General features: G+C 72.0%; 21 protein-coding genes. 8 read left to right on the top strand and 13 right to left on the bottom strand.

Annotated features, from left to right (window positions below; all coding sequences use genetic code 11):
- Positions 1-2: 2 nt before the first annotated feature.
- The 3 genes from K1T34_RS30085 to K1T34_RS30075 all read right to left on the bottom strand — a co-directional run bounded on the left by K1T34_RS30085 (position 3) and on the right by K1T34_RS30075 (position 4,799).
- Positions 3-2,708: a bifunctional GNAT family N-acetyltransferase/acetate--CoA ligase family protein gene (locus tag K1T34_RS30085; protein WP_220238132.1), complete on the bottom strand. Its 2,706-nt coding sequence runs from the start codon at positions 2,706-2,708 to the stop codon at positions 3-5.
- 2 nt (positions 2,709-2,710) lie between these two features.
- On the bottom strand, positions 2,711-3,883 hold the full coding sequence (locus K1T34_RS30080; RefSeq protein ID WP_220238131.1) for an acetoin utilization protein AcuC: 1,173 nt from the start codon (positions 3,881-3,883) through the stop codon (positions 2,711-2,713).
- Positions 3,884-3,959: 76 nt separating this feature from the next.
- Positions 3,960-4,799 (bottom strand): sulfurtransferase, encoded by an 840-nt coding sequence (locus K1T34_RS30075; protein WP_220238130.1) that lies wholly within the window; start codon positions 4,797-4,799, stop codon positions 3,960-3,962.
- Positions 4,800-4,909: 110 nt separating this feature from the next.
- Here K1T34_RS30075 and K1T34_RS30070 point away from each other — a divergent pair, with 110 nt between their 5' ends.
- From K1T34_RS30070 to galE, 3 genes are all read left to right on the top strand, one after another.
- Positions 4,910-5,632, top strand: a complete 723-nt coding sequence (locus K1T34_RS30070) for a metal-dependent transcriptional regulator (protein WP_304504291.1) — start codon at positions 4,910-4,912, stop codon at positions 5,630-5,632.
- Positions 5,629-6,813, top strand: a complete 1,185-nt coding sequence (gene galK, locus K1T34_RS30065) for a galactokinase (protein WP_220238128.1) — start codon at positions 5,629-5,631, stop codon at positions 6,811-6,813. The genes K1T34_RS30070 and galK overlap by 4 nt, the downstream gene beginning before the upstream one ends.
- 209 nt (positions 6,814-7,022) lie before the next feature.
- Positions 7,023-8,003: a UDP-glucose 4-epimerase GalE gene (galE, locus tag K1T34_RS30060; protein WP_220238127.1), complete on the top strand. Its 981-nt coding sequence runs from the start codon at positions 7,023-7,025 to the stop codon at positions 8,001-8,003.
- A gap of 69 nt (positions 8,004-8,072) precedes the next feature.
- On the opposite strand, the gene K1T34_RS30055 is transcribed toward galE, so the two are convergent.
- Both K1T34_RS30055 and K1T34_RS30050 read right to left on the bottom strand, forming a co-directional pair.
- Entirely contained in the window at positions 8,073-9,137 is a 1,065-nt protein-coding gene (locus tag K1T34_RS30055; RefSeq protein WP_220238126.1) for a DUF4192 domain-containing protein, read from the bottom strand.
- A 135-nt stretch (positions 9,138-9,272) separates the two neighbouring features.
- Positions 9,273-10,124 (bottom strand): M23 family metallopeptidase, encoded by an 852-nt coding sequence (locus K1T34_RS30050; RefSeq protein WP_220238125.1) that lies wholly within the window; start codon positions 10,122-10,124, stop codon positions 9,273-9,275.
- A gap of 250 nt (positions 10,125-10,374) precedes the next feature.
- Here K1T34_RS30050 and K1T34_RS30045 point away from each other — a divergent pair, with 250 nt between their 5' ends.
- A complete protein-coding gene (locus tag K1T34_RS30045) occupies positions 10,375-11,505 on the top strand; it encodes a sensor histidine kinase (protein WP_220238124.1) in 1,131 nt (376 codons plus the stop codon).
- Positions 11,502-12,143, top strand: a complete 642-nt coding sequence (locus tag K1T34_RS30040; protein WP_220247489.1) for a response regulator transcription factor — start codon at positions 11,502-11,504, stop codon at positions 12,141-12,143. The genes K1T34_RS30045 and K1T34_RS30040 overlap by 4 nt, the downstream gene beginning before the upstream one ends.
- On the opposite strand, the gene K1T34_RS30035 is transcribed toward K1T34_RS30040, so the two are convergent.
- Together K1T34_RS30035 and K1T34_RS30030 are read right to left on the bottom strand one after the other, a co-directional pair.
- A complete protein-coding gene (locus tag K1T34_RS30035; protein ID WP_220238123.1) occupies positions 12,140-12,277 on the bottom strand; it encodes a hypothetical protein in 138 nt (45 codons plus the stop codon). The two genes, K1T34_RS30040 and K1T34_RS30035, sit on opposite strands and share 4 nt — an antisense overlap.
- Positions 12,278-12,435: 158 nt before the next feature.
- Positions 12,436-14,220: a Xaa-Pro dipeptidyl-peptidase gene (locus tag K1T34_RS30030; RefSeq protein WP_220238122.1), complete on the bottom strand. Its 1,785-nt coding sequence runs from the start codon at positions 14,218-14,220 to the stop codon at positions 12,436-12,438.
- A gap of 86 nt (positions 14,221-14,306) precedes the next feature.
- On the opposite strand from K1T34_RS30030, the gene K1T34_RS30025 reads away from it, so the two are divergent.
- Positions 14,307-15,848, top strand: coding sequence for a DUF4139 domain-containing protein (locus K1T34_RS30025; RefSeq protein ID WP_220238121.1), 1,542 nt, complete (start codon positions 14,307-14,309; stop codon positions 15,846-15,848).
- Positions 15,849-15,868: 20 nt separating this feature from the next.
- On the opposite strand, the gene K1T34_RS30020 is transcribed toward K1T34_RS30025, so the two are convergent.
- The 3 genes from K1T34_RS30020 to K1T34_RS30010 form a co-directional block, all read right to left on the bottom strand.
- The gene (locus K1T34_RS30020) at positions 15,869-16,300 is read right to left on the bottom strand and encodes a CBS domain-containing protein (protein WP_220238120.1); all 432 of its coding nucleotides are present in this window, start codon (positions 16,298-16,300) and stop codon (positions 15,869-15,871) included.
- 100 nt (positions 16,301-16,400) lie between these two features.
- On the bottom strand, positions 16,401-16,847 hold the full coding sequence (locus K1T34_RS30015; protein WP_220238119.1) for a hypothetical protein: 447 nt from the start codon (positions 16,845-16,847) through the stop codon (positions 16,401-16,403).
- Positions 16,844-18,268: a PLP-dependent aminotransferase family protein gene (locus K1T34_RS30010; RefSeq protein ID WP_220238118.1), complete on the bottom strand. Its 1,425-nt coding sequence runs from the start codon at positions 18,266-18,268 to the stop codon at positions 16,844-16,846. Before K1T34_RS30010 ends, K1T34_RS30015 begins: the two co-directional genes overlap by 4 nt.
- A gap of 81 nt (positions 18,269-18,349) precedes the next feature.
- On the opposite strand from K1T34_RS30010, the gene K1T34_RS30005 reads away from it, so the two are divergent.
- A complete protein-coding gene (locus tag K1T34_RS30005) occupies positions 18,350-18,928 on the top strand; it encodes a TIGR03086 family metal-binding protein (protein WP_220238117.1) in 579 nt (192 codons plus the stop codon).
- On the opposite strand, the gene K1T34_RS30000 is transcribed toward K1T34_RS30005, so the two are convergent.
- Entirely contained in the window at positions 18,921-19,847 is a 927-nt protein-coding gene (locus tag K1T34_RS30000; protein WP_220247488.1) for a neutral zinc metallopeptidase, read from the bottom strand. The genes K1T34_RS30005 and K1T34_RS30000 overlap by 8 nt on opposite strands.
- A 185-nt stretch (positions 19,848-20,032) precedes the next feature.
- On the opposite strand from K1T34_RS30000, the gene K1T34_RS29995 reads away from it, so the two are divergent.
- On the top strand, positions 20,033-22,042 hold the full coding sequence (locus tag K1T34_RS29995; RefSeq protein WP_220238116.1) for a prolyl oligopeptidase family protein: 2,010 nt from the start codon (positions 20,033-20,035) through the stop codon (positions 22,040-22,042).
- A gap of 32 nt (positions 22,043-22,074) precedes the next feature.
- Here K1T34_RS29995 and K1T34_RS53585 read toward each other — a convergent pair whose 3' ends face one another.
- Together K1T34_RS53585 and K1T34_RS29990 are read right to left on the bottom strand one after the other, a co-directional pair.
- Entirely contained in the window at positions 22,075-22,200 is a 126-nt protein-coding gene (locus tag K1T34_RS53585) for a hypothetical protein (protein ID WP_255637678.1), read from the bottom strand.
- Entirely contained in the window at positions 22,197-22,424 is a 228-nt protein-coding gene (locus tag K1T34_RS29990; RefSeq protein ID WP_220238115.1) for a hypothetical protein, read from the bottom strand. Before K1T34_RS29990 ends, K1T34_RS53585 begins: the two co-directional genes overlap by 4 nt.
- Positions 22,425-22,439 lie beyond the last annotated feature (15 nt).

Below are 22,439 nucleotides of genomic sequence, written 5' to 3'. Positions count from 1 at the left end.
CGTCAGTCCGACGGCGTGATGTGGCGCAACCGCCGCGGCCCGGTGTCCGGCCGGGTCGGCGGCGGGCCCAGCACCATGCGCGCGTTGGCCACGAAGGCGCCGTCGGGCGAGGCGAGGATCGGGTCGAGAGCCAGGGACCGGACTTCCGGGTTGTCCTCCGCCAGCGCGGCGACGCGCAGCACCATGTCCTGCAGCGCCGCGAGGTCGGCGGGTTCGTCGCCGCGGTAGCCGGTGAGCAGGGGCGACGTGCGGGGCTCGCGGATGAGCGTGGCGGCGTCGACGTCGGTGACCGGCACCGCGCGGTAGGCACGATCGCCGAGCAGCGTGCTGACCAGGCCCGAGAGCCCGAACGACACGAGCGTGCCGAACGACGGGTCGTCCTGCAGCCCGATCACGCACGAGATTCCTTTGGCCGCCATGCGTTGCACGTAGAGCTCGTTGTCGCCGGAGACCTCGCACAGGTCGCGGTAGGCCACGCGCACGGAGTCCTCCGAAGTGAGGTCCAGGCGCACGCCCGCGAGGTCGGGCCGGCCGCGCAGCCGCTCGTCCACGGCCTTGAGCGTGACCGGGTAGCTCAGCTCCGCGGCGGCCTCGACGGCAGCGTCCACATCGGACACCACGCGGAACGGGACCACATCGACGCCGTAGCAGCCGAGCAGCCGCACCACGTCGTCGTCGGACAGCATCATGGAATGGCCGTCGGCTTCGGCGAGCAGCTCGCGCACGATCGACTGCGCCTGCTCGACGTGCAGCCCACCCGGGCGCACCAGCGTCCCCTGTGGACGCTGCCGCCACGCCGAATACCGCACCACGCGGGACAACGCGGTCACCGCGCGTTCCGGGCTCGGGTACGACGGGATCGAACCCCGCGTGGGTACACCGTCTTCGCTCAGCACGGCCAATTCGTCGGGCACACCCTCGACCGCGAGGAACGTGGAGACGACCGGCTTCGTGCGCTCGTGCTCCAGCACGGCTTCCTTCAGCGCCCGCGCGTACGCGGTGCCGGGAATGGTGATCGGCGGAGCGAACACGGCGATGAGCGCGTCGGTCTCGGGCGAGTCGAGGGCTTCGCGCACGGCGGCGGCGAACGCGTCGGGCCCGGCCTGCGGGCCGATGTCCACGGGGTCGAACGCGAGGTGCAGCCCCTGCGCCCGCGCGGTGTCCGCCGCGAGCAGCCCGATCGCGCTCGAGTTGCCGACGATGGCGATCCGCGGCCCGGCCGGCAGCGGCTGGTGGGCGAACACGAGCGCGGTGTCGAACAGCTGCGCGAGCGACTCCACGCGCACCACGCCGGCCTGTTCGAACAGCGCCTGCACGCTCGCCTCGTCGACCTCGGCCGACGTGGCGGCCAGCTGGGGACGCACGGCGTGGCGGCCCGACTTCACCGCGACGATCGGCTTGTTCCGCGCGAGTCGCCGCGCCAGGCGGGCGAACTTGCGCGGGTTGCCGAAGGACTCGAGGTAGAGCAGCACGAGGTCGGTCTCGGGGTCGGTTTCCCAGTACTGCAACAGATCGTTGCCCGAGACGTCGGCGCGGTTGCCGGCGGAGACGAACGTGGACAGGCCCAGGCCGCGCGAACCGGCGTCGGCCAGGATCGCCGTGCCCAGCGCACCGGACTGGCAGAAGAAGCCGGTGTGCCCGCGGCGCGGCAGCTTCGGTGCGAGGGTGGCGTTGAGCCGCACGCCGGGCGCGGTGTTGAGCACGCCGAGCGCGTTCGGGCCGACCACGCGCATGCCGTGCGCGCGGGCCTCGCCGACGAGCCGCAGCTCGGCGTGCAGGCCGAGCGGGCCGGACTCGGCAAACCCGCCGGAGACGATCACCAGCGTCTTCACGCCCTTGGCGAGACAGGCGTCGAGCACGGACTCGACGAGCTCGGCGGGCACGGCGACCAGTGCGAGGTCAACGGGGTCCGGGATGTCGAGCACCGACGCGTATGCGCGCACGCCGCGCACCGAGCGGTGCTCGGGGTTGACCGGGAAGACCGTGCCCGTGAAGTCGGCAGCGAGCAGGTTGCGGAAGGCGACGTGGCCGACCTTCGTGTGGTCGGCCGAAGCGCCGATCACCGCGACCGAGCGCGGGTGCAGCAGGTTGTGCACGCTGCGCGCCTCGGCCGCCTGCTCGCGCGAGCGCGCGACTGCGAGCGACTCCTCCGTCGGGTCGATGCTGAACTCCAGGTGCAGCACACCTTCCTCGATGGCGCGGCTGACCTGGTAGCCGGCGTCGCGGAACACGCGAACCATGGGCGCGTTCTCGGCGAGGACCTCGGCGACGAACCGGCGCAGCCCGCTCTCCGACGCGGCGGCGGCCAGGTGCTCCAGCAGGATCGAGCCGAGCCCGCGGCCCTGGTGCTTGTCGTCGACGACGAACGCGACCTCGGCCGAGGGACCGCCGTCGAGCCGTTCGTAGCGCCCGACGGCCACGATGTCGCCGCCGAGCAGCGCCACGAACGCGACCCGGTCGTGGTGGTCCACAGTGGAGAACCGCTGCAAGTCGCGCGGGGGGATCCGCGGGTAGGCGCCGAAGTAGCGCAGGTAGCGCGTGCGCTCGGAAAGCCTGCTGTGGAAGGCGACGAGGCCGTCGGCGTCCGTGGGCACCACGGGCCGCAGGTGCACGGTGCCGCCGTCGGACAGGACGACGTCGGCCTCCCAGTCGCGGGGGTAGTCGTACGGGTCGCGCAGGCCGTTTCCGGGTGCCGGGTCTTCGGACATGGTCAGTCCCTGGGATCGTCCGGGTCGAGGCCGTGCAGCGGGAACACCGCGCGGCGGGTGTCGCGGATCGCGAGGTCGACCGGGTCGTCGGCGGCGTCGCCCCACGGCTTGAACGCCGTGTCCTTTTCATCGGTCATCGCGTGCGGGATCTCGGCGGTCGGCGCGGCCTTGGTGATCGAGGAGACCCAGCCGGGCGGCAGCCCCGTGTCGGGCGCGACGTCGCGGTCGAGCACCGTGGCGATCAGGTGCGTCCAGGAGCGCGGGACCACGCGGATCAGCTGGTAGCCGCCCCCGCCGACGGCGAGCCAGCGCCCGCCGCTGTAGGTCTCGGCGAGGTCGCGCATCGTCGAGTAGATGGTGCGGTGCCCGTCGACCGACAGCGAAAGGTCGGCCAGCGGGTCTTCCTCGTGCGAGTCGACGCCGCACTGCGTCACGAGGATCTGCGGTTCGAACTCGGCCAGCAGCGAGGGGACGACCGCGTTGAACGCCCGCAGCCAGCCCGGGTCCTTGGTGTGCGGCGGCAGCGGGATGTTGACCGAAGTGCCGGCGGCCTTGCCATTGCCGATCTCGGCGGCGTAGCCGGTGCCGGGCCAGAGCGTGAACGGATGCTGGTGCAGCGAAACGGTGAGCACGCGCGGGTCGTCGTAGAAGGCGGTCTGGACCCCGTCGCCGTGGTGCACGTCGGTGTCGAGGTAGGCGATGCGGTCGAAACCGTGGTCGAGCAGCCAGGAAATGGCGATGGCGCAGTCGTTGTAGACGCAGAAGCCCGACGCGTAGTCGCGCATCGCGTGGTGCAGCCCGCCCGCGATGTTGACCGCGCGCTTCACCTCCCCCTCGGCGATCTTGCGCGCCGCGAGCAGCGTCGAGCCGACCACCAGCGCCGACGCGTCGTGCATCCCGCTGAACACCGGGTTGTCCGCCGTGCCCAGCCCGTGCCCGACATCCCACCCGACGAGCGGCGCCTCCCGCACGGCCGCGAGGTACTCGGGTGCGTGGATGCGCAGCAGCTCCTCGTCGCCCGCCGCGGTGGGCACGAGCAGCTCGACGTCGTTCAGCACACCGAGCTCCGTGGCCAGCCGGATCGTGAGCTCCAGGCGGACGGGGTTGAACGGATGCTCCCCGCCCAGGTCGTACCCCAGCAGTGCGGCATCCCAGACGACAGCAGGCGAGGACATGTACCGCACTGTACTGGCCCCGGCGTGCCCGAGCCGGGTTCAGCTTCGGTGCCTGCGGTGGTTCGGGCGCGGTGGTTCAGCCGCGCTCGGGGCCGGTCGCGGCGGGGCGTTCGGGGTCGCGCGACCAGTGCGACCAGGAGCCGGCGTACAGCGCCGCCGGCTCGGGGTGGCCCGCGACTTCCAGCGCGAGCACGACCGACGAAGCGGTGACGCCGGAGCCGCAGTAGGCGCCGACGGGGGTGCCTTCTTCGAGCCCCAGGCCCGCGAAGCGCGCGGCGAGGTCGGCGGGCGTGCGCCAGCGGCCGTCTTCACCGACGTGCTCGGCCGACGGCGCGCTGATCGCCCCGGGGATGTGGCCGGCGCGCGGGTCGACCGGCTCGGTCTCGCCCGTGTAGCGCGCGTGCGCACGGGCGTCGAACAGCACTCCGGCGCGGGCGCGGGCGGCGGCTTCGTCGGCGGTGAGCACCGGCATGCCGCCCGGGCGCACCTCGAAGTCGCCGGGTTCGGGGGTCGGGGCGTCGGTGGTCGTTTCGCGGCCTTCGGCGAGCCACGCTGCGTAACCGCCGTCGAGCACCGCCACGTCGGTGTGGCCGGCCCAGCGCAGCAACCACCAGGCCCGCGCGGCGACGGAGCCGTCGGCGTCGTCGTACACGATCACCGGGCGCCCGGCGCTCACGCCGGCTTCGCGCAGCTCACGCTGCAGATCGGCGGGGTCGGGCAGGGGGTGGCGGCCGCCGTCGCCGGGCGGGGCGGCCAGCGCGGTGTCGAGGTCGACGAACACCGCCCCGGGCACGTGGCCCTCGCGGTAGGACTCGGCGGCGGGCGGCCCGGCCAGGCGCCAGCGGACGTCCAGCACCACGGGGCGCCGCGCTTCGGGCAGGGCGGCGAGCTCGGCGGGGGTGATCAGCGGTCCCATGCGCCCCATCCTGCAGGTCCGGGCGCCGCACACGCACCCGGGCCGGACTTTTCAGCCCGCCCGGCTTGTTATGTCGGCGCGTGCCGTCGCTGTCGGGGCCAACGACTACGATGAGCTACGCGGACGAAGGGGACAGCGTGAACGATCTCATCGACACCACCGAGATGTACTTGCGTACCATCTACGAGCTTGAAGAAGAGGGTGTCGTCCCGCTGCGGGCACGGATCGCCGAACGCCTGCAGCAGAGCGGGCCGACCGTGAGCCAGACCGTGGCCAGGATGGAACGCGACGGGCTGGTGGTCGTGGCCGACGACCGGCACCTGCAGCTGACCGACCACGGTCGTGAGCTGGCCATCGCCGTGATGCGCAAGCACCGTCTCGCCGAGCGCCTCCTCGTCGACGTCATCGGGCTCGAGTGGGAACACGTGCACACCGAGGCGTGCCGCTGGGAACACGTGATGAGCGAGGCCGTCGAGCGCAAGCTGGTCAAGCTGCTCGACCACCCGACCACCTCGCCCTACGGCAACCCGATCCCGGGCCTCGACAAGCTGGGCGACGGCGACCCCGCGCCGCCCGCCGAGTCCGACCTCGTGCGCCTCGACGAGTTCGCCCGCACCGGCGGCGGCGACGTCGTGGTGCGGCGCATCGCCGAGCACGTGCAGCTCGACGAGTCGCTGCTCACCGAGCTCAAGTCCGTCGGCATCGTGCCCGGCGGCCGCGTCACGGTCGGCAAGGCCAACGGCGGCACCGTGACCATCGAGGTCACCGGCAGCGACTCCTCGGCACAGGTGTCCACCTCGGCGCTGCACGCCGTGCTGGCGCAGGCCCGGTGAGCGCCGCCGAAGACGCCGCAGGCGCGTTCCACCGGATCCACGGCCGCGCCCCGGCCGGGGTCTGGTCCGCTCCCGGCCGGGTGAACCTGATCGGTGAGCACACCGACTACAACGACGGCTTCGTGCTGCCCTTCGCCCTCCCCCACCGCCTCGCCGTGGCGGCCACGCCGCGTGACGACAGCAAGCTCAACGTCGCCACCCTCGGCGACGACGGCCAGTTCCAATACTCCGATCTCCTCGACATCGCTTCCCTCGAACCGGGTTCGGTCGAGGGGTGGGCCGCCTATCCCGCGGGCGTCGCCTGGGTGCTGCGCGACCACGGCCACGCCACGGGCGCGGACCTGGTCATCGCCGGCGACGTCCCCTCCGGCGCCGGCCTGTCCTCGTCCCATGCCCTCGAGTGCGCCGTCACGCTCGCGCTGCTCGGCCTCGCCGGCGTCGAACTCGACGCCGGGCTGCCCGGCACCCCGACCCGCCCGGAGATCGCCCGCTGGGTGCAGCGTTCCGAAAACGACTTCGTCGGCGCCCCCACCGGCCTGCTGGACCAGACGGCGTCCTTGTGCTGCCAGGACTCCTGCGTGCTGTTCCTCGACGTCCGCTCCGGCGAGATGGAACAGGTGCCCTTCCCGCTCGCCGAGGCCGGCGTCCGCGTGCTGATCATGGACACGCGCACCAAGCACTCCCACGCCGAAGGCGGCTACGGCGAACGCCGCCGCGGCACCGAGCGCGCCGCCGAGCTGCTGGGCGTGAAGGCCCTGCGCGACGTCACCCTCGAAGGCCTGGACGCAGCGCTGGCCCAGCTGCCGGACGACCTCGCGCCGCTCGTGCGCCACGTGGTCACCGAGAACCAGCGCGTGCTCGACGTCGTGGCCCTACTGCGCGAGGGCCGCCTCACCGACATCGGCCCGCACCTGGACGCCTCCCACGCCAGCATGCGCGACGACTACCGCATCTCCACCTCCGAACTCGACCTCGCCGTGGACTCCGCCCGCTCAGCCGGCGCCCTGGGTGCCCGCATGACCGGCGGCGGCTTCGGCGGCTCGGCCATCGCGCTGGTCCGCGAGGCCGACCTGGAGCACGTCCGCACTGCGGTCGAGCAGGCCTTCGAGGCCGCCGGGCTCCGCCGCCCCCGCACGTTCACCGCGGTCCCTTCCCGCGGCGCGGGCCGCGACGCCGTCTGACGCGGTCTCGGCTTCTGCTGCGTATCGGCTTCGGCTGCTTTGGCTTCGGCACTGCCCTCGGGACTCCGGTCTCGGGGGCAGCGCCGTGTCCGGAGCCCGCGCGTCCGCCGGCGGGCCGGACCGGCCGCGGCAACCCCGGGCGGCCGGGCGCGGCGCGGTGAGGGAAGACTGTGGCGCACAGTCACCGCCCACACCGGAAAGGCCACACCGTGACGGACCCGCAGAGCCCCCTGAAACTGATCGTCACGGGTGGCGCCGGCTACGTGGGCAGCGTGTGCGCCGCGCGGCTCATCGAGGCCGGTCACCAGGTCACGGTCGTGGACGACCTGTCCACCGGGCACGCCGACGCCGTGCACCCCGACGCGCGCTTCATCGAGGGCGACGCCGCCGCCGTCGCCGCCGACATCCTCGCCGAGGGCTTCGACGGCGTGCTGCACTTCGCCGCGAAGTCGCTCGTCGGCGAGTCGATGACGGACCCGGCGAAGTACTGGGAAGGCAACGTCGTCACCTCCCTGCGCCTGCTGGAGGCCATGAAGGCCCACGGCACGCCGCGCCTGGTGTTCTCCTCCACCGCGGCCACCTACGGCGAGCCCGAGTCGTCGCCGATCCCGGAGACCGCGCCGACGCAGCCCACCAACACCTACGGCGCTTCCAAGCTCGCGATCGACCACGCCATCACGAGCTTCGCCCGCGCCCACGGGATCGCCGCGGTGAGCCTGCGCTACTTCAACGTCGCCGGCGCCTACCACGCCTTCGGCGAGCGCCACACCACCGAAACCCACCTCATCCCCCTCGTGCTCCAGGTCGCCACCGGCGACCGCGCCCACATCTCCATCTACGGCGACGACTACCCGACGGCCGACCACACGGCCGTCCGCGACTACATCCACGTCGTCGACCTCGCCGACGCCCACCAGCTCGCCCTCCGCCACGCGACGCCCGGCGAACACCGCATCTACAACCTCGGCAGCGGCACCGGCTTCTCCGTGCTGGAGGTCGTCGAGTCCTGCCGCCGCGTGACCGGCCACCCGATCCCCGCCGAGATCGCCCCGCGCCGCGCGGGCGACCCGTCGGTCCTCGTGGCCTCCAGCGAAAAGGCCGGCCGCGAACTCGGCTGGAAACCCGACCGCACCGACCTCGACGGCATCGTCTCCGACGCCTGGGCGTTCACGCAGTCGCGCCGCTCCTGACCGACCTCCTTCCGGCGGGTCCGGGCTCTTGGCGAGCCTGGGCCCGCCGGACGCGTTTTCCGTGCTGCTTCACCACGTTCCGGCATCCGGGTCCAGGCCGAGTTCCGGTAGCGACAAGCCCAGGTCCACGGCATCCGGCAGCGAAGCCAACCCGGCGAGTCTCGACGGGTCCGTGCCGAGGTTCCAGGCCGCGTGGAGGAGCTGCGCGAGGACGTGCTCGGGGCAGGCGTCCAGGGCGTTGGTCAGGGCCATGCCCGCGAGGGCGCCTTCGCTGCGCATGAGGGCGGCGTACGCGACTAGGGCGGCGGCGTCCGCGCGGTGGGGCGCGGGCAGTTCACGCACGAGCTCCAGCCACAGGCTCATCGCGGCCACGGCGATGGGCGACTCCGGCGGCACCGCCGTGGCGAGGCAGGCGTCGCGGACCTTCGGGACGCGCAGGGCGTGGGCGAGGCGCACCGCTTGGTCGTCGGACGGCGGACCTTCGGCCCGGCGGTGGCGGAAGAACGCCGCGCGTACCTCGGCGGCCGCCGCGAGCAGGTCGTCGGGATCCCACGGTGGGGCCGCGCGGGAGAGCAGGGCGCGGCGCCGCACCAGAGCCGAAGGAGAACGTGGCTCCAGCAAGGCCAAGACGTCGTCGCGGCTGGGGAAGGAGACGAAGCCGGCGTTGGTGATCGTCGCGGCCACCACGGTGTCGCGAGGATCCGGCAGCAGGCCGCCGCAGGTCGGTTCGCGGTAGCACGCCCACGGTGCCCCGGCCGCGATCTCCGGTGTCCACAATGGATGCATCACGGGCAGCTCGTACTCCTTGAGCGCGCGGCTCAGTTCCCCGGCGAACTCGGCGTGGGGCAGCTCGCCGTCGGGACCGGCCCGGCCGCCGACGATCACCACGGTGACGCCTGTGTGGTCGTCCACGCGGAAGCGTGGCGCGAGCGCATCCGCTTGCTCCGCAAGGAGATCGCCGGGTGGCAGGTCCGCGCGCAGGATCAGGCCGATCCGCGTGCCGGGCGGGCGATGCCCGAGCAGCACCACGGAGTCGGCGGGCTTGAAGCCGAGCAAGTACGGGAGCGCCGCGATGAGCTGCGCCGGGTCGGTGAGCAGAGCCCGGGCCGTGCCGGGTGGGGTCGAGGTGGTCACGCACTCCACTGTGCGGCGGAAAACGGGCGTGGGGAGACATCAGCGGAAATCTGTGGACAACTGCGGCAGTTGTGGAAAACCCGGCCCAGCCGCGCGGGCTGGACCGGGTTCGTGTCGGTGCCGTGTGCTAGGCGCTCAGCCGCAATGCTCGAACGGGCTCGTGTAGGTGTCCGCACCCACCGAACCGCCCCACTTCACGCAGGTGGCGCCCGCGGTCTTCTTCACCGGCCCCGCGTAGTAGGTGAAGTTGCCGGAGTCGGTCGTGCGCGCCTGGCCCTGCACTTCCAGGAACGCCGACGTCGGGCTCGCGGTACCCAGCGAAACGGACTTCAGCGTCGTCACGCAGTTGGCCTTCGTCGAAGCGTTGTACAGCAGGTACGCGGTGCCGGACGAGCCCAGCCCCTGCTGGTCGATCACCGAGAACCCGGAGCCGCACACCTCCGTGGCCGAATAGGGGTTGCCGCCGCAGTTGTTCTTGCTCGTGAAGTCCTTCTTGCCGTAGTAGACGGCCGCGACGCCGTTCAGCACGGCCTTCTGCGTCACGCCGTTGAGGTTCTCCTCGAAGTGCAGGTGCGGTCCCGTCACGCCGCCCGTCGCGCCCGCCTTGCCGATTTCGGCGCCCCCGCTCACCTTCTGGCCCACGGATACCTCCTGCGCGGACAAGTGCGCGTAGCGGGTCCGCCAGCCGCCGCCGTGGTCGAGTTCGATCCAGCGGCCGTAGCTGGTGCTGCCCTCGTTCTCGACGCGCGTGACGGTGCCGGCCACCGACGCGACCACGGGCATACCCGTGATGCCGGTCTTCTGGAAGTCGACGGAGTTGGCGGGGCTGTGCCCGCTGAACGTCGCGGCCGTCACCGTGACGCCGCACTTGAACGGCACCTGGAAGTTCGGCGCGGCGGACGCGGGCGCCTGGGCGGCGAACGTGAGACCGAGCGCGGGCAACACCGCGGCAGCGGCGAACACGGCGAGCCGTCGCAACCTGGACATGGTGCGTACCTCCTGTTTGGCGTGGATGACGGGAACCAGGAAAGCGACGCGAAGTACATTTTGCGTACATGCCGGGCAAACCACCTGGTAGCAACGGGTGTCCCGACGGCGAACGGCCTCGACCGACCCTGTTTTCGACGCCGGCCCCGACAGCGGAAAACCATTCCGTGAAACGCATTCACACCACTGCGCCTGCCCACCACGCGAGGCGTCCTCCCGTACATTCTCCCTACAAGCACCGGGGAGGGACATGACCACCACGACCACCGGGAACCGCCGGCGGCTCGGCGCGCCCGACTGGGTGCGCTGGGGATTCGTGGTGTTCCCGTTGATCATCTCGATCCCGTACCTCACGGGGTGGTGGGCGTGGGTTCTGTTCGGCGTGACGCTGGTGGCGTCGGCGCCGTTGCTGCCCGCGACGCCGGAGTCGAGGCCGGCGTGGGTGTTGCCGGCGGCGATGCCGGTGGTGGTCGCGGCGGCGGGCGCGCTGTGGGTGCTCGAGCCGAACAGCTGGATGTCGGTGGCGATGTTCAGCACGACGTTCTACACGCTGCGGACGTTCGGCCGCGCGCTGACCGCGGTGGTGCTGGTGTCGAGTGCCGGCGCGATCGTCGCGTGGGCCGTGGTGCACCAGCTCGAATGGCTGAACGCGCTCGCGCTGTTCGCCATCCTCATCGTGATGGTGCTGCTCGCCGCGAGCCGGCGCGACCGTGCGGCGCGGCTGGAGCAGACAGAGCTCGCGCTGGCCCGCGCACAAACCGCCACCGAGGAGCACGCGCGCGCCGCGGCGCTGGCCGAACGCACGCGCATCGCCCGCGAGGTCCACGACGTCCTCGCCCACTCCCTGGCCGGCCTGGCGCTCAACCTGCAGGGCGCCCGGCTGATGCTCGTGCGCGACGGCGCCAGCCCCGAAGCCGTCGCCCAGATCGAACGAGCCCAGAAGCTGGCCTCGGACGGGCTGTCCGAGGCGCGCAAGGCCGTCGCGGCGCTGAGGGAAGACGCGGTGCCCGCGCAGCGTGCCGTGGCCGACCTGCTCGCGGGCTACCGTCTGGACACGGGGGCGCGCGCCGACCTGGTCGTGGAGGGCGAGCCGCGGGACCTCGACGCCGGCGTGACCACCGCGCTCGTCCGCGCCGTGCAGGAGGCGCTGTCGAACACGCGCAAGCACGCGCCGGGAGCCGACGTGGACGTCAAGCTCGCCTTCGCGGAGTCACACGTCGAGCTGACGGTGCTCGATCGCCAGGGCCGCCGTCCGCCGGACGCGCCCGCGGCGGGATACGGTTTGCGCGGCATGGCCGAGCGGGTCGCGCTGCTCGAAGGAAAGCTGGACAGCGGGCCGGGAGAGGACGGATGGCGGATTCACCTGACGGTGCCGGCGTGAACCTGCGCGTGGTGCTGGCCGACGACCAGGCCGTGGTGCGCGAGGGCCTCGTGACGTTGCTGGGGTTGCTGCCCGGCGTCGAGGTGGTCGGCGCGGCCGCCGACGGCGACGCCGCGCTGGAGCTCGTCGCCGAGCACCACCCGGACGTGCTGCTGGTCGACCTGCGCATGCCCCGCCGCGACGGCGTCTCCACCACCGAGGCCGTCCGCGAGCGCTACCCCGCCACGGAGGTCGTCGTCCTCACCACCTACACCGACGACGAGTCCCTGCTCGGCGCCCTGCGCGCCGGCGCCCGCGGCTTCCTCACGAAGGACGCCGACGCCGAGGCCATCGCGCGTGCGCTGCGCTCCGCCGCGGCCGGGCAGTCCACAGTGGACGGCGAGCTGCAACGCCGCCTCGTCGACGCCGCCACGCGCCGGGCCCCCGTGCGCGCGGCCGAGGTCGAGGGCCTGACGGCGCGCGAGATCGAGGTGCTGCGCCTCATCGCGGCGGGCCTGTCGAACACGGAAATCGCGCGGGAGCTCGTGGTCAGCGAGGCCACGGTCAAAACGCACGTGAACCACCTGTTCTCCAAGGCCGGCTTGCGGGACCGTGCGCAGGCGGTCGCATTCGCGTACCGGGCGGGGATCGCGGACTAGCGCCGTACAGCCTCGACGTACGGCCGCAGCGCGGCGGCGAAAGCCGCGTCCGGGACGGAGTCGGGGACGACGGTGTCGCCGACGACGCCGCCCTCCTCGAAGGCGAAGCGCTGACGGACTCCAAGACCGTCCACCAGCACACCCCCACCCTCCTCGGGGGGCGTCCCCAGTCCCAGTTTACCGAGGTGAGGGGCCAAAATCGGCCGAGCGGAGAAACTGTGGACAACTGAGGCAAGGCGGGGTCGAGGTGTGGACAAGTCAGCCAGGACCACCACGTCTCCGCAAAGGTCGCTCAGAAGCCCAGCGCCGGCTTCCCACCCGTGACCGGCAGGGTCAGCGACGTGCGCGTGAGGTCCAGCGACAGCCCGGCTCCCGGACGCGGCCGCAGGGTGTAGTCGTGGTCGCTGGAGGCCACGAGGAACTCCAGGCGGTGCCCGGCCGCCAGCACGTAGTCCTTCGGCATCAGGGAAACCCCGATGCGGTACGAAGTCCCGGGCACGATCGGCGAGGTCACCGAAGGCGAAACGCGGTTCTGCGGGTCGGTCCAGCCACGCGTGATCACGAAGGACTTGCCGTCCGGGGCGCGGTCCATCAGCGCCACCGTGACGTTGGCGGCGGGCCGGTCGAACGACAGTTGCAGGTCGGCCCGCGCGGTGCCCGAGAGGCGCAGCGGCGACTTCACCGCGGGAGTCCCGTACAGCAGGCGATTGCCCGATGATGCCGCGTCGGCGAGTTGCTGCACGGTCTTCGAGGCGTCGTCGGCCAAGACCTCCACCGTGGGACGGCCGGGCACGGCGACGGCGGAAAGTGTGCCCTTCGCGCGGCCGCCCGGCCACGGGTGGACCTGCACGTCACGAGTGCCGGGCGCGGGCCAGTCGGTCTCGTCGACCCAGGACTTGTCCTCGCGCTGGATCGTGGCCTTCGGTTCGCGCTCGATGCCGTTGTCGACCCCGTATAGGTAGTGCGAGAGCCACTTGTTCAAAGTCACGAGCCACACGTCGCGGCGAAGCGACAGAGGGTCCGCGTGGCCCGACTGGTGCAGCCAGATCTTGTGCTCCACCCCGTGCGCCTTCAAGGCTTCGTACCACGAAGCGACTTGGTCGGTCTTCACGTTCCAGTCGTTCAGCCCGTGCACGGCGAGCACGGACGCGTGCACCAGCTCGGCGTCGTTGCGGTAGTTCCGCACGTCCCAGAACGGCCCGTAGTCCCCGGTCACCCGGTCCTGGTCGGCGGTGAGCCCGTCGATCACCGGACGGCAGATCTGCCGGTCGGCGCGCGTGTAGACGTACTCGGCCAGCACATCGGCGTCCTCGCCCTGGAAGCCGCCGGCGGCGACGACCGCGCCGTCGTTGCGGTAGTACTCGTACCAGTTCGAGATCGCGGCGATCGGCACGATCGTCTCGAGACCGAGAACACCGGTGCTCGCGACGGCGTTGGGCAGGGTTCCGTTGTAGGACACGCCCATCATGCCCGTGTGCCCGGTGCTCCAGCCCGCGGTCACGGGCCCGCCGGCCTCGTCGCGGGCCGGGGCGCGGCCGTTGAGCCAGTCGACCACCGACCGCGCGCCGACGGTCTCGTTCACGTCGCCGGTCGTCGGGCAGCCCGTGGACAGCCCCGTGCCCAGGGATTCCCCGTACACCACGGCGAAGCCGCGCGCGGTGAAGTAGTCCTGGTAGCTCCAGCGGATCGGCGGCGCCGCGTGCGGGCCGACGCCGGTGGGGGCAACCCGAGAGGAATCCGGCACCGACAGCTCCACGTCCACGTTGTGGTTCGCGACGTCGTTGCCCCCCGCGAAATACGGGCTCGCCTCGTAGACCACCGGCACCTTCATCCCGGCGTCCGTCGCGCGTGGTCGCACCACCTGCGCGTGGACGAGGTCGTCCTGCCCGTCGTGGTCGCTGTCCACCGGTGCGGTGACCCAGACGTCCTCGCGCACCACGTCGGCCGGGTCGAACACCGGCTGCGCCTGCCCGTCGGAGAACACCGGCGCGGGTGGCGGATCCGCCTGCGCCACCCCCGTTCCGAGCGGAAGCACGAGCACCGCAGCGAGCACGGACGCGATCCGAGCAGCTCCCACCAGAACCCCCAAGCCGGACGAAGCGGGCGATCACCCCCGACACTTCCGGCAACCGCGGCCGCCGTCAACCGACTAACGTCGGGGTCATGGATGCTCCGATCGTCGCCGTGACCGTCTACCCGCAGCACGCGCGGATCACCCGCCGCGGCCGAGCGAACCTGGCCGAGGGCGCCCGCGTGCGGATCACCGGCCTGCCGCTGGCGCTCGACGCGGAATCGGTGCGCGTCACGGGAACCGGCGCCGCGCTGATCACCGGCGTCGACGTCGGTTACGAGCAGCACGCGGGCCCCGCCGACCCCGCGCTCAACGCGCTCGTCGAGCAACGCCGCACGAACCAAGCCGCGATCGACGCCGTCGCCGACGACGAAGCAGCCGAAGCCGCGAAGGTCGAGCTGCTCACGGGCGTGGCGAAACGCAGCGGGGCGAGCTTCGCGAAGGCACTGGCGTCGGGCGTCGCGGGCCCGACGCGCGTCGAGGAGGTCACCGAGGCGCTCGGCGGCCAGCTCGCCGCCGCACTGCGCACGCGCCGGGCACTCACCGAACGCCTTGAGCGGATGCGCGAAAACCTCGCGGCTTTGGAACGCCGGATCGCGAACCACAGCGCACAGTCCGAACAGGACAGTGCCGGCGTCACCGTAGACCTCGAACCGCAGGAAGACACCGGAGAGATCGAAGTCGAACTGTCCTATGTGGTCCCCGGCGCCAGCTGGGAGCCGGGTTACGACGTGCGCGTGCGCGACACCGACGTCACCGTGACCTCCTTCGGCCTGGTCAGCCAGCACACCGGCGAAGACTGGCCGGAGTGCGAGCTCGCCCTGTCGACCGCGCGCCCCGCGAGCACCGTCGTGGTGCCGGAGCTCGACCCGTGGTTCCTCGACCGCGTGCAGCCGGCCCCGCCGGCCCGGCCGATGGCCGCGTTCGCCGCGGCCGCGCCCGGCAGCGCCGCCGTGCGGGACAAGGCCGTATCGTTGCGCCGCATGGCCCCGGTGTTCGCCGAGGCGGAGCAGGGCACCACCGCGGTCACCTACCGGCCGTCGCACCCGGTCGCGATCCCGTCGGGCTCGCAGGGGCACCGGACCACGCTGGCACAGCTCGATCTGACGGCCGAGCTCGGCTACGTGACCGCGCCCGTGCAGGCGACGGAGGCATACCTGCGCGCGACCGTGGTGAACACCGGCGAGCACACGCTGCGCGCCGGGCGCGCGTCCGTCTTCCACGACACCGAGTTCGTCGGCACCACCCGGCTCGATCTGTGGGCTCCGGGCGAAGAGCTCGAGCTCGCCCTCGGCGTGGACGACCGCATCCGCGTGGAACGCGACCTCGTGCGACGCACGGCGAGCAAGGCCACGCTGTCGGGCCAGCGCCGCCGCGAAGCGGAGTACCGCACCACGGTGACCAACCACAGCCCGCGCGAAGCAGTGGTCACCGTGCTCGACCAGGCACCCGTCTCCCGCGACGAAGCCATCACGGTGCGGGACGTACGCGCGACGCCGGACCCGGTGGAGACCACCGACCTCGGCGAGTTCACGTGGCGGCTCACGCTCGCGCCCGGTGCGACCGGGACGGTCACGCTCGCCTACCGCGTGGACGTCGCCAAGGGGGTGGAGCTCAGCGGCTGGCGGGAATGACCCCGCCTGCCCTGAGAGACTCAGCCCTGCGCGATGTAGGCCTCGAGCTGCTCCTGGCTCTTCTCGAGCTGCTCGATCCGGGACTTCACCACGTCGCCGATGCTGATGATGCCGGCCAGGCGGCCGTCTTCGAGCACGGGCACGTGCCGGATGCGGCGTTCGGTCATCAGCACGCTCAGCTCGTCGACCGAGTCGTCGGGCCCGGCGCTGGCCACCATCTTCGTCATGATGTCCGCGACGGGACCGTCGAGGACCATGGGACCGTGATCGTTGAGCCGACGCACCACATCGCGTTCGGACACGATCCCCGCTATGGCGCCTTCAGGTGTCACCACCACCATGGCACCGACGTTGTGGCGGGCGAGCCCGGCGAGCAGTTCGGTCACCGTGGTCCCCGGAGCCACCGTGGCGACAGCAGCGCCTTTGGACCGGAGCAGATCCGCGATCCGCATGGTGTTCCCCTCTCCTCGTCGAGTTGGGTCACACCAGGTTAGGGCCCGGGTGCCGAGTGCGAAAGTCCGGCGAGCCGCGTTCACCCGTGGTATGGAGTGCTCACACCAACCGTTCTGCCAGGCCTTCCAGCGCGGCGCGAATGCCGGCGGCGTAGTCGTCCTCGCCCAGCGCGTCGAGCTTTTCCCGGGCCGACGCGAGATGCCGGCGCGCGGCGTCGAGGTCACCGAGCTTGCGGTAGTCCTCGCCGAGGTTGAGGTGCAGCGAAGGGTAGAAGCCGCGTACGGCGAGCGTCGAGTGGTACTGCTGCGCGCGTTCGTCGGTGAGGGAGTCCGCGGCGGAGAGGGCACGAAGGTCCCACTCGAGCTCTTCGGCCGGCTCGTCGCAGACGTCGGCGAGGTGGTGGGCCAGCGCGCAGCGGTGCAGCGGGTCGCCGTCCTCGCCGATCTCCTGCCACAGCGCGAGGAAGGTCTCGCGCGCGCCCGCGCGGTCGCCCGCGATGTGCTTGCGCAGGCCCGCGTCGATCGCCACCATCGCGTCGTCGGTCATCGCACTCCCTCGTCGAACACCCGGCGCAGCCGGGCCAGTCCCGGTTCGATGGCCTCGGCCGCGATCGCACCGTAGCCGAACAGCAATCCGTGGCAGGTCCGGGTCATCGAGAAGTCGCCAAGGGACAACAGGCGTACGCCGGCGTCGCGCGCGTTGCGGGCCACCAGGCGCAGATCGCGGTCGGCCGAAGCGCCCAGGTGCAGTCCGGCCGCCGCGGGTACGGGGTCGAGCACATCGCCGAATTCGCTGCGCAGACCGTCGACGAGGATGTCGTGGCGTTCACGGTAGATCTTGCGCATCCGCCGGATGTGGCGCGCGAAGCCGCCTTCGTCGATGAAGTCGGCCAGTACGGCCTGTTCGAGCGCGGGCGTGTGCCAGTCGGCGAGGTACTTCGCCTTGGCGAGCGCGCCCACGAGCGACGGCGGCGCAGCCAGGAACCCCACCCGCAACGCCGGTGAGAGCACCTTCGACATCGACCCGACGTACACCACGCGGCCGCGGGAATCCAGGCTGTGCAACGGTTCCAGCGGCCGTCCGGTGTAGCGGAACTCGCTGTCGTAGTCGTCCTCGATGATCACCGCGCCCGTGCGCTCGGCCCAGTCGAGCAGTTCCTGCCGCCGCGCCAACGACATCGCGACGCCGAGCGGGCACTGGTGCGAAGGCGTCACGTACACAACCCGCGTGCCGGCCGGGATCGCCTCGACGACAATCCCCTCGCCGTCCACCGGCACGCCCGCGACGCGCATGCCCAGAGTGCCGAGCAGCAGCCGCGGCGGCGGGTACCCGGGATCCTCCACGGCCACGAGGTCACCGGCCTTCAGCAGGACCCGCGCGACGAGGTCCACGGTCTGCTGGACTCCCGTCGTGACAACGATGTCCTCCGGGCGCACGCGGACGTTGCGCGACACCCCGAGGTGGCGCGCGAGCCCCTCGCGCAGCCGCGGATCGCCCTGCGGTGCGCCGTACATGAGCAGATCGGCCTGCGACGCGCGCAGCCGCTGCGTCATCAGGCGACGCCAGGTGTCGAACGGGAACAGCCGCACATCGGGCACGCCGGAGCGGAAGTCGTACTCCGCCACGGGCCCGAACGAGCGCGGTGGGCGAGGCACCGCCGCCCACTCCGGACGCGGGCGCACGGCCTCCTCGGACTGCTCGGCCGCCGGCTCGGCGGGCCACGGCGCCGCACCCGACCGGACGAACGTGCCCGCGCCGGGGCGGGCGTTGAGGAACCCCTCGGCGGCGAGGCGTTCGTAGGCCGCGCTGACGGTGGTGCGCGAGACGGTGAGCCGCTGGGCCAGCTCGCGCGTGGGCGGCAGCGCGTCACCGTCGCGGATCCGGCCATCGAGCACGGCCTCCCGGATCTGACGGTAGATCTCGTCGCGGTGGCCTCGGCGGCCGGTCAGGTCGATGTGCAGGTCCACCTCGCCAGCCTAGATTGGTCCACCGGAGTTCGGCTCTTTTTGGACCTTCAGCTGGTCCGCTGAGGCGGTTAGCGTCCGGGTATGACCACGTTCGAACTCGACCGCCAGTCTCTGCTCGTCCTCGACAAAATCGTGGCCGGAGCCACCGAGAAGGACCTTTCCCGCCCCACCCCCTGCGAAGGCTGGACGCTGGCCGACCTGCTGCGCCACCAGGTCAGTGAAAACCACGCCTTCGCCGAAGCCCTGCGCCGCGGCGAAGCGGCCGACTGGGATGCCGGGCGCCTCGGCGAAGACGCGTACACCTCCTACGCCGCGTCGGTCGACGACTTCCTCGCCGCATACGGCGAGGAGGGCGCCCTGCGCCGCCAGGTGAAGATCCACGAGATCGGCCCGTTCGCCGCCGAGATCGCCGCGGCCATGCACCTCGTCGACACGGTCGTGCATGGCTGGGACCTCGCGAAGACCTTCGGCGTGGCGTACGAGCCCGCGCCGGAAGCGGTGACGGCCGCCCTCGGCTTCGCCGCCATGGTGCCCACCGACCCGGCCGAACGCGCGGTGAGCGGCGCGTTCGGCGCGCTGGTCGAGGTGCCCGAGGGCGCCGACGAACTCGACCGGCTGATCGGGCTGCTGGGACGCGACCCGGGCTGGAAGCTCAGCTGACCTTGTCGGCCGGCGCCGACCACGTGTTGCACGCGGCCGTGTTCTGGGCCGTGAAGCCGGCCTTCGCCCAGGACAGCTGGTGAGCGCGGCTGCCGTGGTCGTCGCTGTCGTCGGCGCGGCCGTAGTCGGCGACAGCCGCGTTGGCCGTGGCGCGGCTGATCGAGCCGCGCCCCTCCGCGGCGGCGATGAACAGCGCGCCGAAGCAGTTGGCCTGCAGCTCGATGCGCCGCACCAGCGCCAGGTCCGCGGGGCTGTCCTGGTCCGGTGAGCTCATGCGGTCGGCCGCCGCGGTCAGAATGCCGCTTTCGCTCTGCACGTGGTGGCCGTACTCGTGCGCGATGGTCGCGAGGTGGCGCGAGCGGTTCAGCCCGGCGTCCGAGAGCATCCAGTCAGTGGGGGCGTAGATCGTGGTGTCGCCGCCGCAGTAGTAGGCCACGGCCTGGTCCTTCGACGGCGCCGCCCCGCACGCGCTCACCTTCGGCAGCGTCACGGAGACGGCGACCTTCACGCTCGGCTCATCCGCGCGGTCGAGCGCCGGGCGCCACGCCTGCTCCAGGCAGCCGGTGAGCGCTTCGTAGAACGCCGACAGCTGGGGCCCGGTGTCCCCCAGCTGCGGCAGCTCGCACGACACCGCGCCGAGCTTCACGCCGTTCGCCAGGATGGGGTTGGTTTCCAGCTCGGGCACCGCGCGGGGGTCGGCGCGGGCTCCGTCGCCTGGCGACGCGTCGGAGCGGTGCACGGAGATCGGCACGGCGATCGCGTGGCCGGACAGCTCATTCGGGACCACGGCCATGACCCCGGCCGTGGCGACCAGGATGACGAGCGCGATAACTCCGCCGACGACCCCGCCGTTACGGCGGCGCGGCGGACCGTACGAAACCGGTGCCCACGGATTCACGGCGGGTGGCCGGGCCGCCATCGGCGGCGGTGGCGGCGGCCCGGCCGGCTCCCTCGGCGGCACCCCGCCCGCGTTTTCGCTCAAGTGCGCTCGCTCCCCCTGTCACCTGCGCGCTCCAGCATACGGAGCACCCGGCCGGGCGGGATCACGAAACGGGAACGCCGGACGGGTGGCCGGAACCCCCGCCCGGCGGAGAGACTGGGGCCATGAGTGTCGAAGATCCGTACCTGTGGCTGGAAGACGTGACCGGCGACGAGGCATTGGACTGGGTCCGCACGCGCAACGCCGAGACGCTGGACGTGCTCACGTCCGGCGAACGCTTCGCCGCGCTGCGGGACGAGGTCCGCGAAGTGCTCGACGCCGGCGGGCGCATCCCCTACGTGACCCGCCGCGGGCCCAACCTCTACAACTTCTGGCAGGACGCCGAGCACCCGCGCGGGCTGTGGCGGCGCACCACCCTCGAGGAGTACCGCAAGCCCGAACCCGACTGGGAGCTGCTGCTCGACGTCGACGCGCTGGCCGAGGCCGAGGACGAGAACTGGGTGTGGAAGGGCGCCGCGGTGCTGCGGCCCGGCCACCGGCTCGGGCTCGTGCAGCTCTCGCGCGGCGGCGCCGACGCGACGGTGGTGCGCGAGTTCGACCTGGACGCGCACGAGTTCGTCGAAGGCGGCTACTTCCTGGCCGAGGCGAAGAACCGTGTCGGCTGGATCGACGAGGACCGCGTGTACGTGGGCACCGACTTCGGCCCGGACACGCTCACCACGTCCGGCTACCCGCGGCTGACGAAGGAATGGCGCCGCGGCACGCCGGTCGAATCGGCGGAGCTGGTGTTCGAGGGCAAGCCCGACGACGTCGCGGTGGTCGCGTTCCACGACCCGACTCCAGCGTTCGAGCGCGACTTCGTGCACCGCTCGATCGACTTCTACCGCACCGAGGTGTTCCTGCGGACGCCGTCCGGGCTGGAGAAGCTCGACCTGCCCGACGACGTGGAGCTGTCGGTGGAGCGCGAGTGGCTGTACGTGCAGCCGCGCACGCCGTGGACCGTCGGCGGCACCGAGCACCCCGCCGGCGCGCTGCTCGTGATCGGGTTCGACGCGTTCCTGGCGGGCGAGCGGGACTTCACCGCGCTGTTCACGCCGGACGCGCACACCTCGCTCGAGTACTACACGTTCACCCGCAACCACGTGCTGCTCGCGAAGCTGCGTGACGTGAAGACGGAGCTGGTCGCGCTCACGCCCGGCCCCGACGGTTGGACGGAGGCGCCGCTGGGCGGGGCGCCGGAGTTCGGCAGCGCGGACATCGTGGGCACCGACCCGGACGAGAGGGACGAGTACCTCGTGGACTCGTCGAGCTACCTGCAGCCGTCGACCCTGAGCCGGGGTGAGGTCGGCGGCGAGGTCGAGGTGCTCAAGCAGGCGCCGGGGTTCTTCGACGCGGCCGGGATCGAGGTCGCGCAGTACTTCGCGACGTCGGAGGACGGCACGAAGATCCCGTACTTCGTGGTGCGCCCGCCCGGCGCGCAGGACGGCCCGACGCTGCTCAACGGCTACGGCGGTTTCGAGGTTTCGCTGACGCCCGCGTACAGCGGCGTGATCGGCCGCGGCTGGGTCGCGCGCGGCGGCACGTACGTGGTCGCGAACATCCGCGGCGGCGGCGAGTACGGGCCGGAGTGGCACGCGCAGGCCGTGAAGGAAAACCGGCACAAAGTGTACGAGGACTTCTCCGCAGTCGCGCGCGACCTCGTCACCCGCGGCATCACCACGGCCGCACGGCTCGGCATCCTCGGCGGCAGCAACGGTGGGCTGCTGATGGGCGTGATGCTCACCCGGTACCCGGAGCTGTTCGGCGCCGTGGTGAGCCAGGTGCCGCTGCTCGACATGAAGCGCTACCACCTGCTGCTGGCGGGCGCGTCGTGGATGGCCGAGTGGGGCGACCCGGACGTGCCCGAGGAGTGGGAGTACATCGCGAAGTACTCGCCGTACCACAACGTCCACAAGGGACGGACGTACCCGCCGACCCTGTTCGCCACGTCCACAAGGGACGACCGCGTGCACCCGGGCCACGCCCGCAAGATGATGGCGCGGATGCAGGAGCAGGGCCACGACGTGCGCTACTACGAGAACATCGAAGGCGGCCACGGCGGCGCGGCGGACAACGCGCAGCTGGCGTTCAAGTGGGCGCTGGTGTTCGAGTTCCTCTGGTCGCGGCTGTCCTGACGTGGTGGGGGCGCCGTGACCGGCGCCCCCATTCACCTCCCCGCCTTGCGCCAGATCGCGACGGCGCCGATCACCAGCACCACCACCGCGCCGAGGCCGGTCAGGCCCTTGACCAGCAGGTCCAGCAGCAGATGGTGCAGCAGCTCGTCGCCGTTCACCGGTCGTCGAACCGGTTGAGCGCTTCCCTCACCACGCGGCTCCCACGCCGGGCCCCTCGCTCATCCAGCACGCGCGCGGCGAACCGCGCCGCCGCCGTCACGTGGTGGCCCTTGCCCCTGCGCCGCAGCGTGACCACCACCGCGAACAACACCAGGGCGAGCACCACCAGCCCGGCCGCGATCAGGCCGAACCGGATCAGCAGCACGTTGAGCACCGTCTCCATCGTCTCCCACCTCGT

Origin of the sequence: Amycolatopsis sp. DSM 110486 (genome assembly GCF_019468465.1) — a bacterium.
Lineage (GTDB): Bacteria > Actinomycetota > Actinomycetes > Mycobacteriales > Pseudonocardiaceae > Amycolatopsis.
This window is presented reverse-complemented; position numbering and strand designations above follow the sequence as displayed.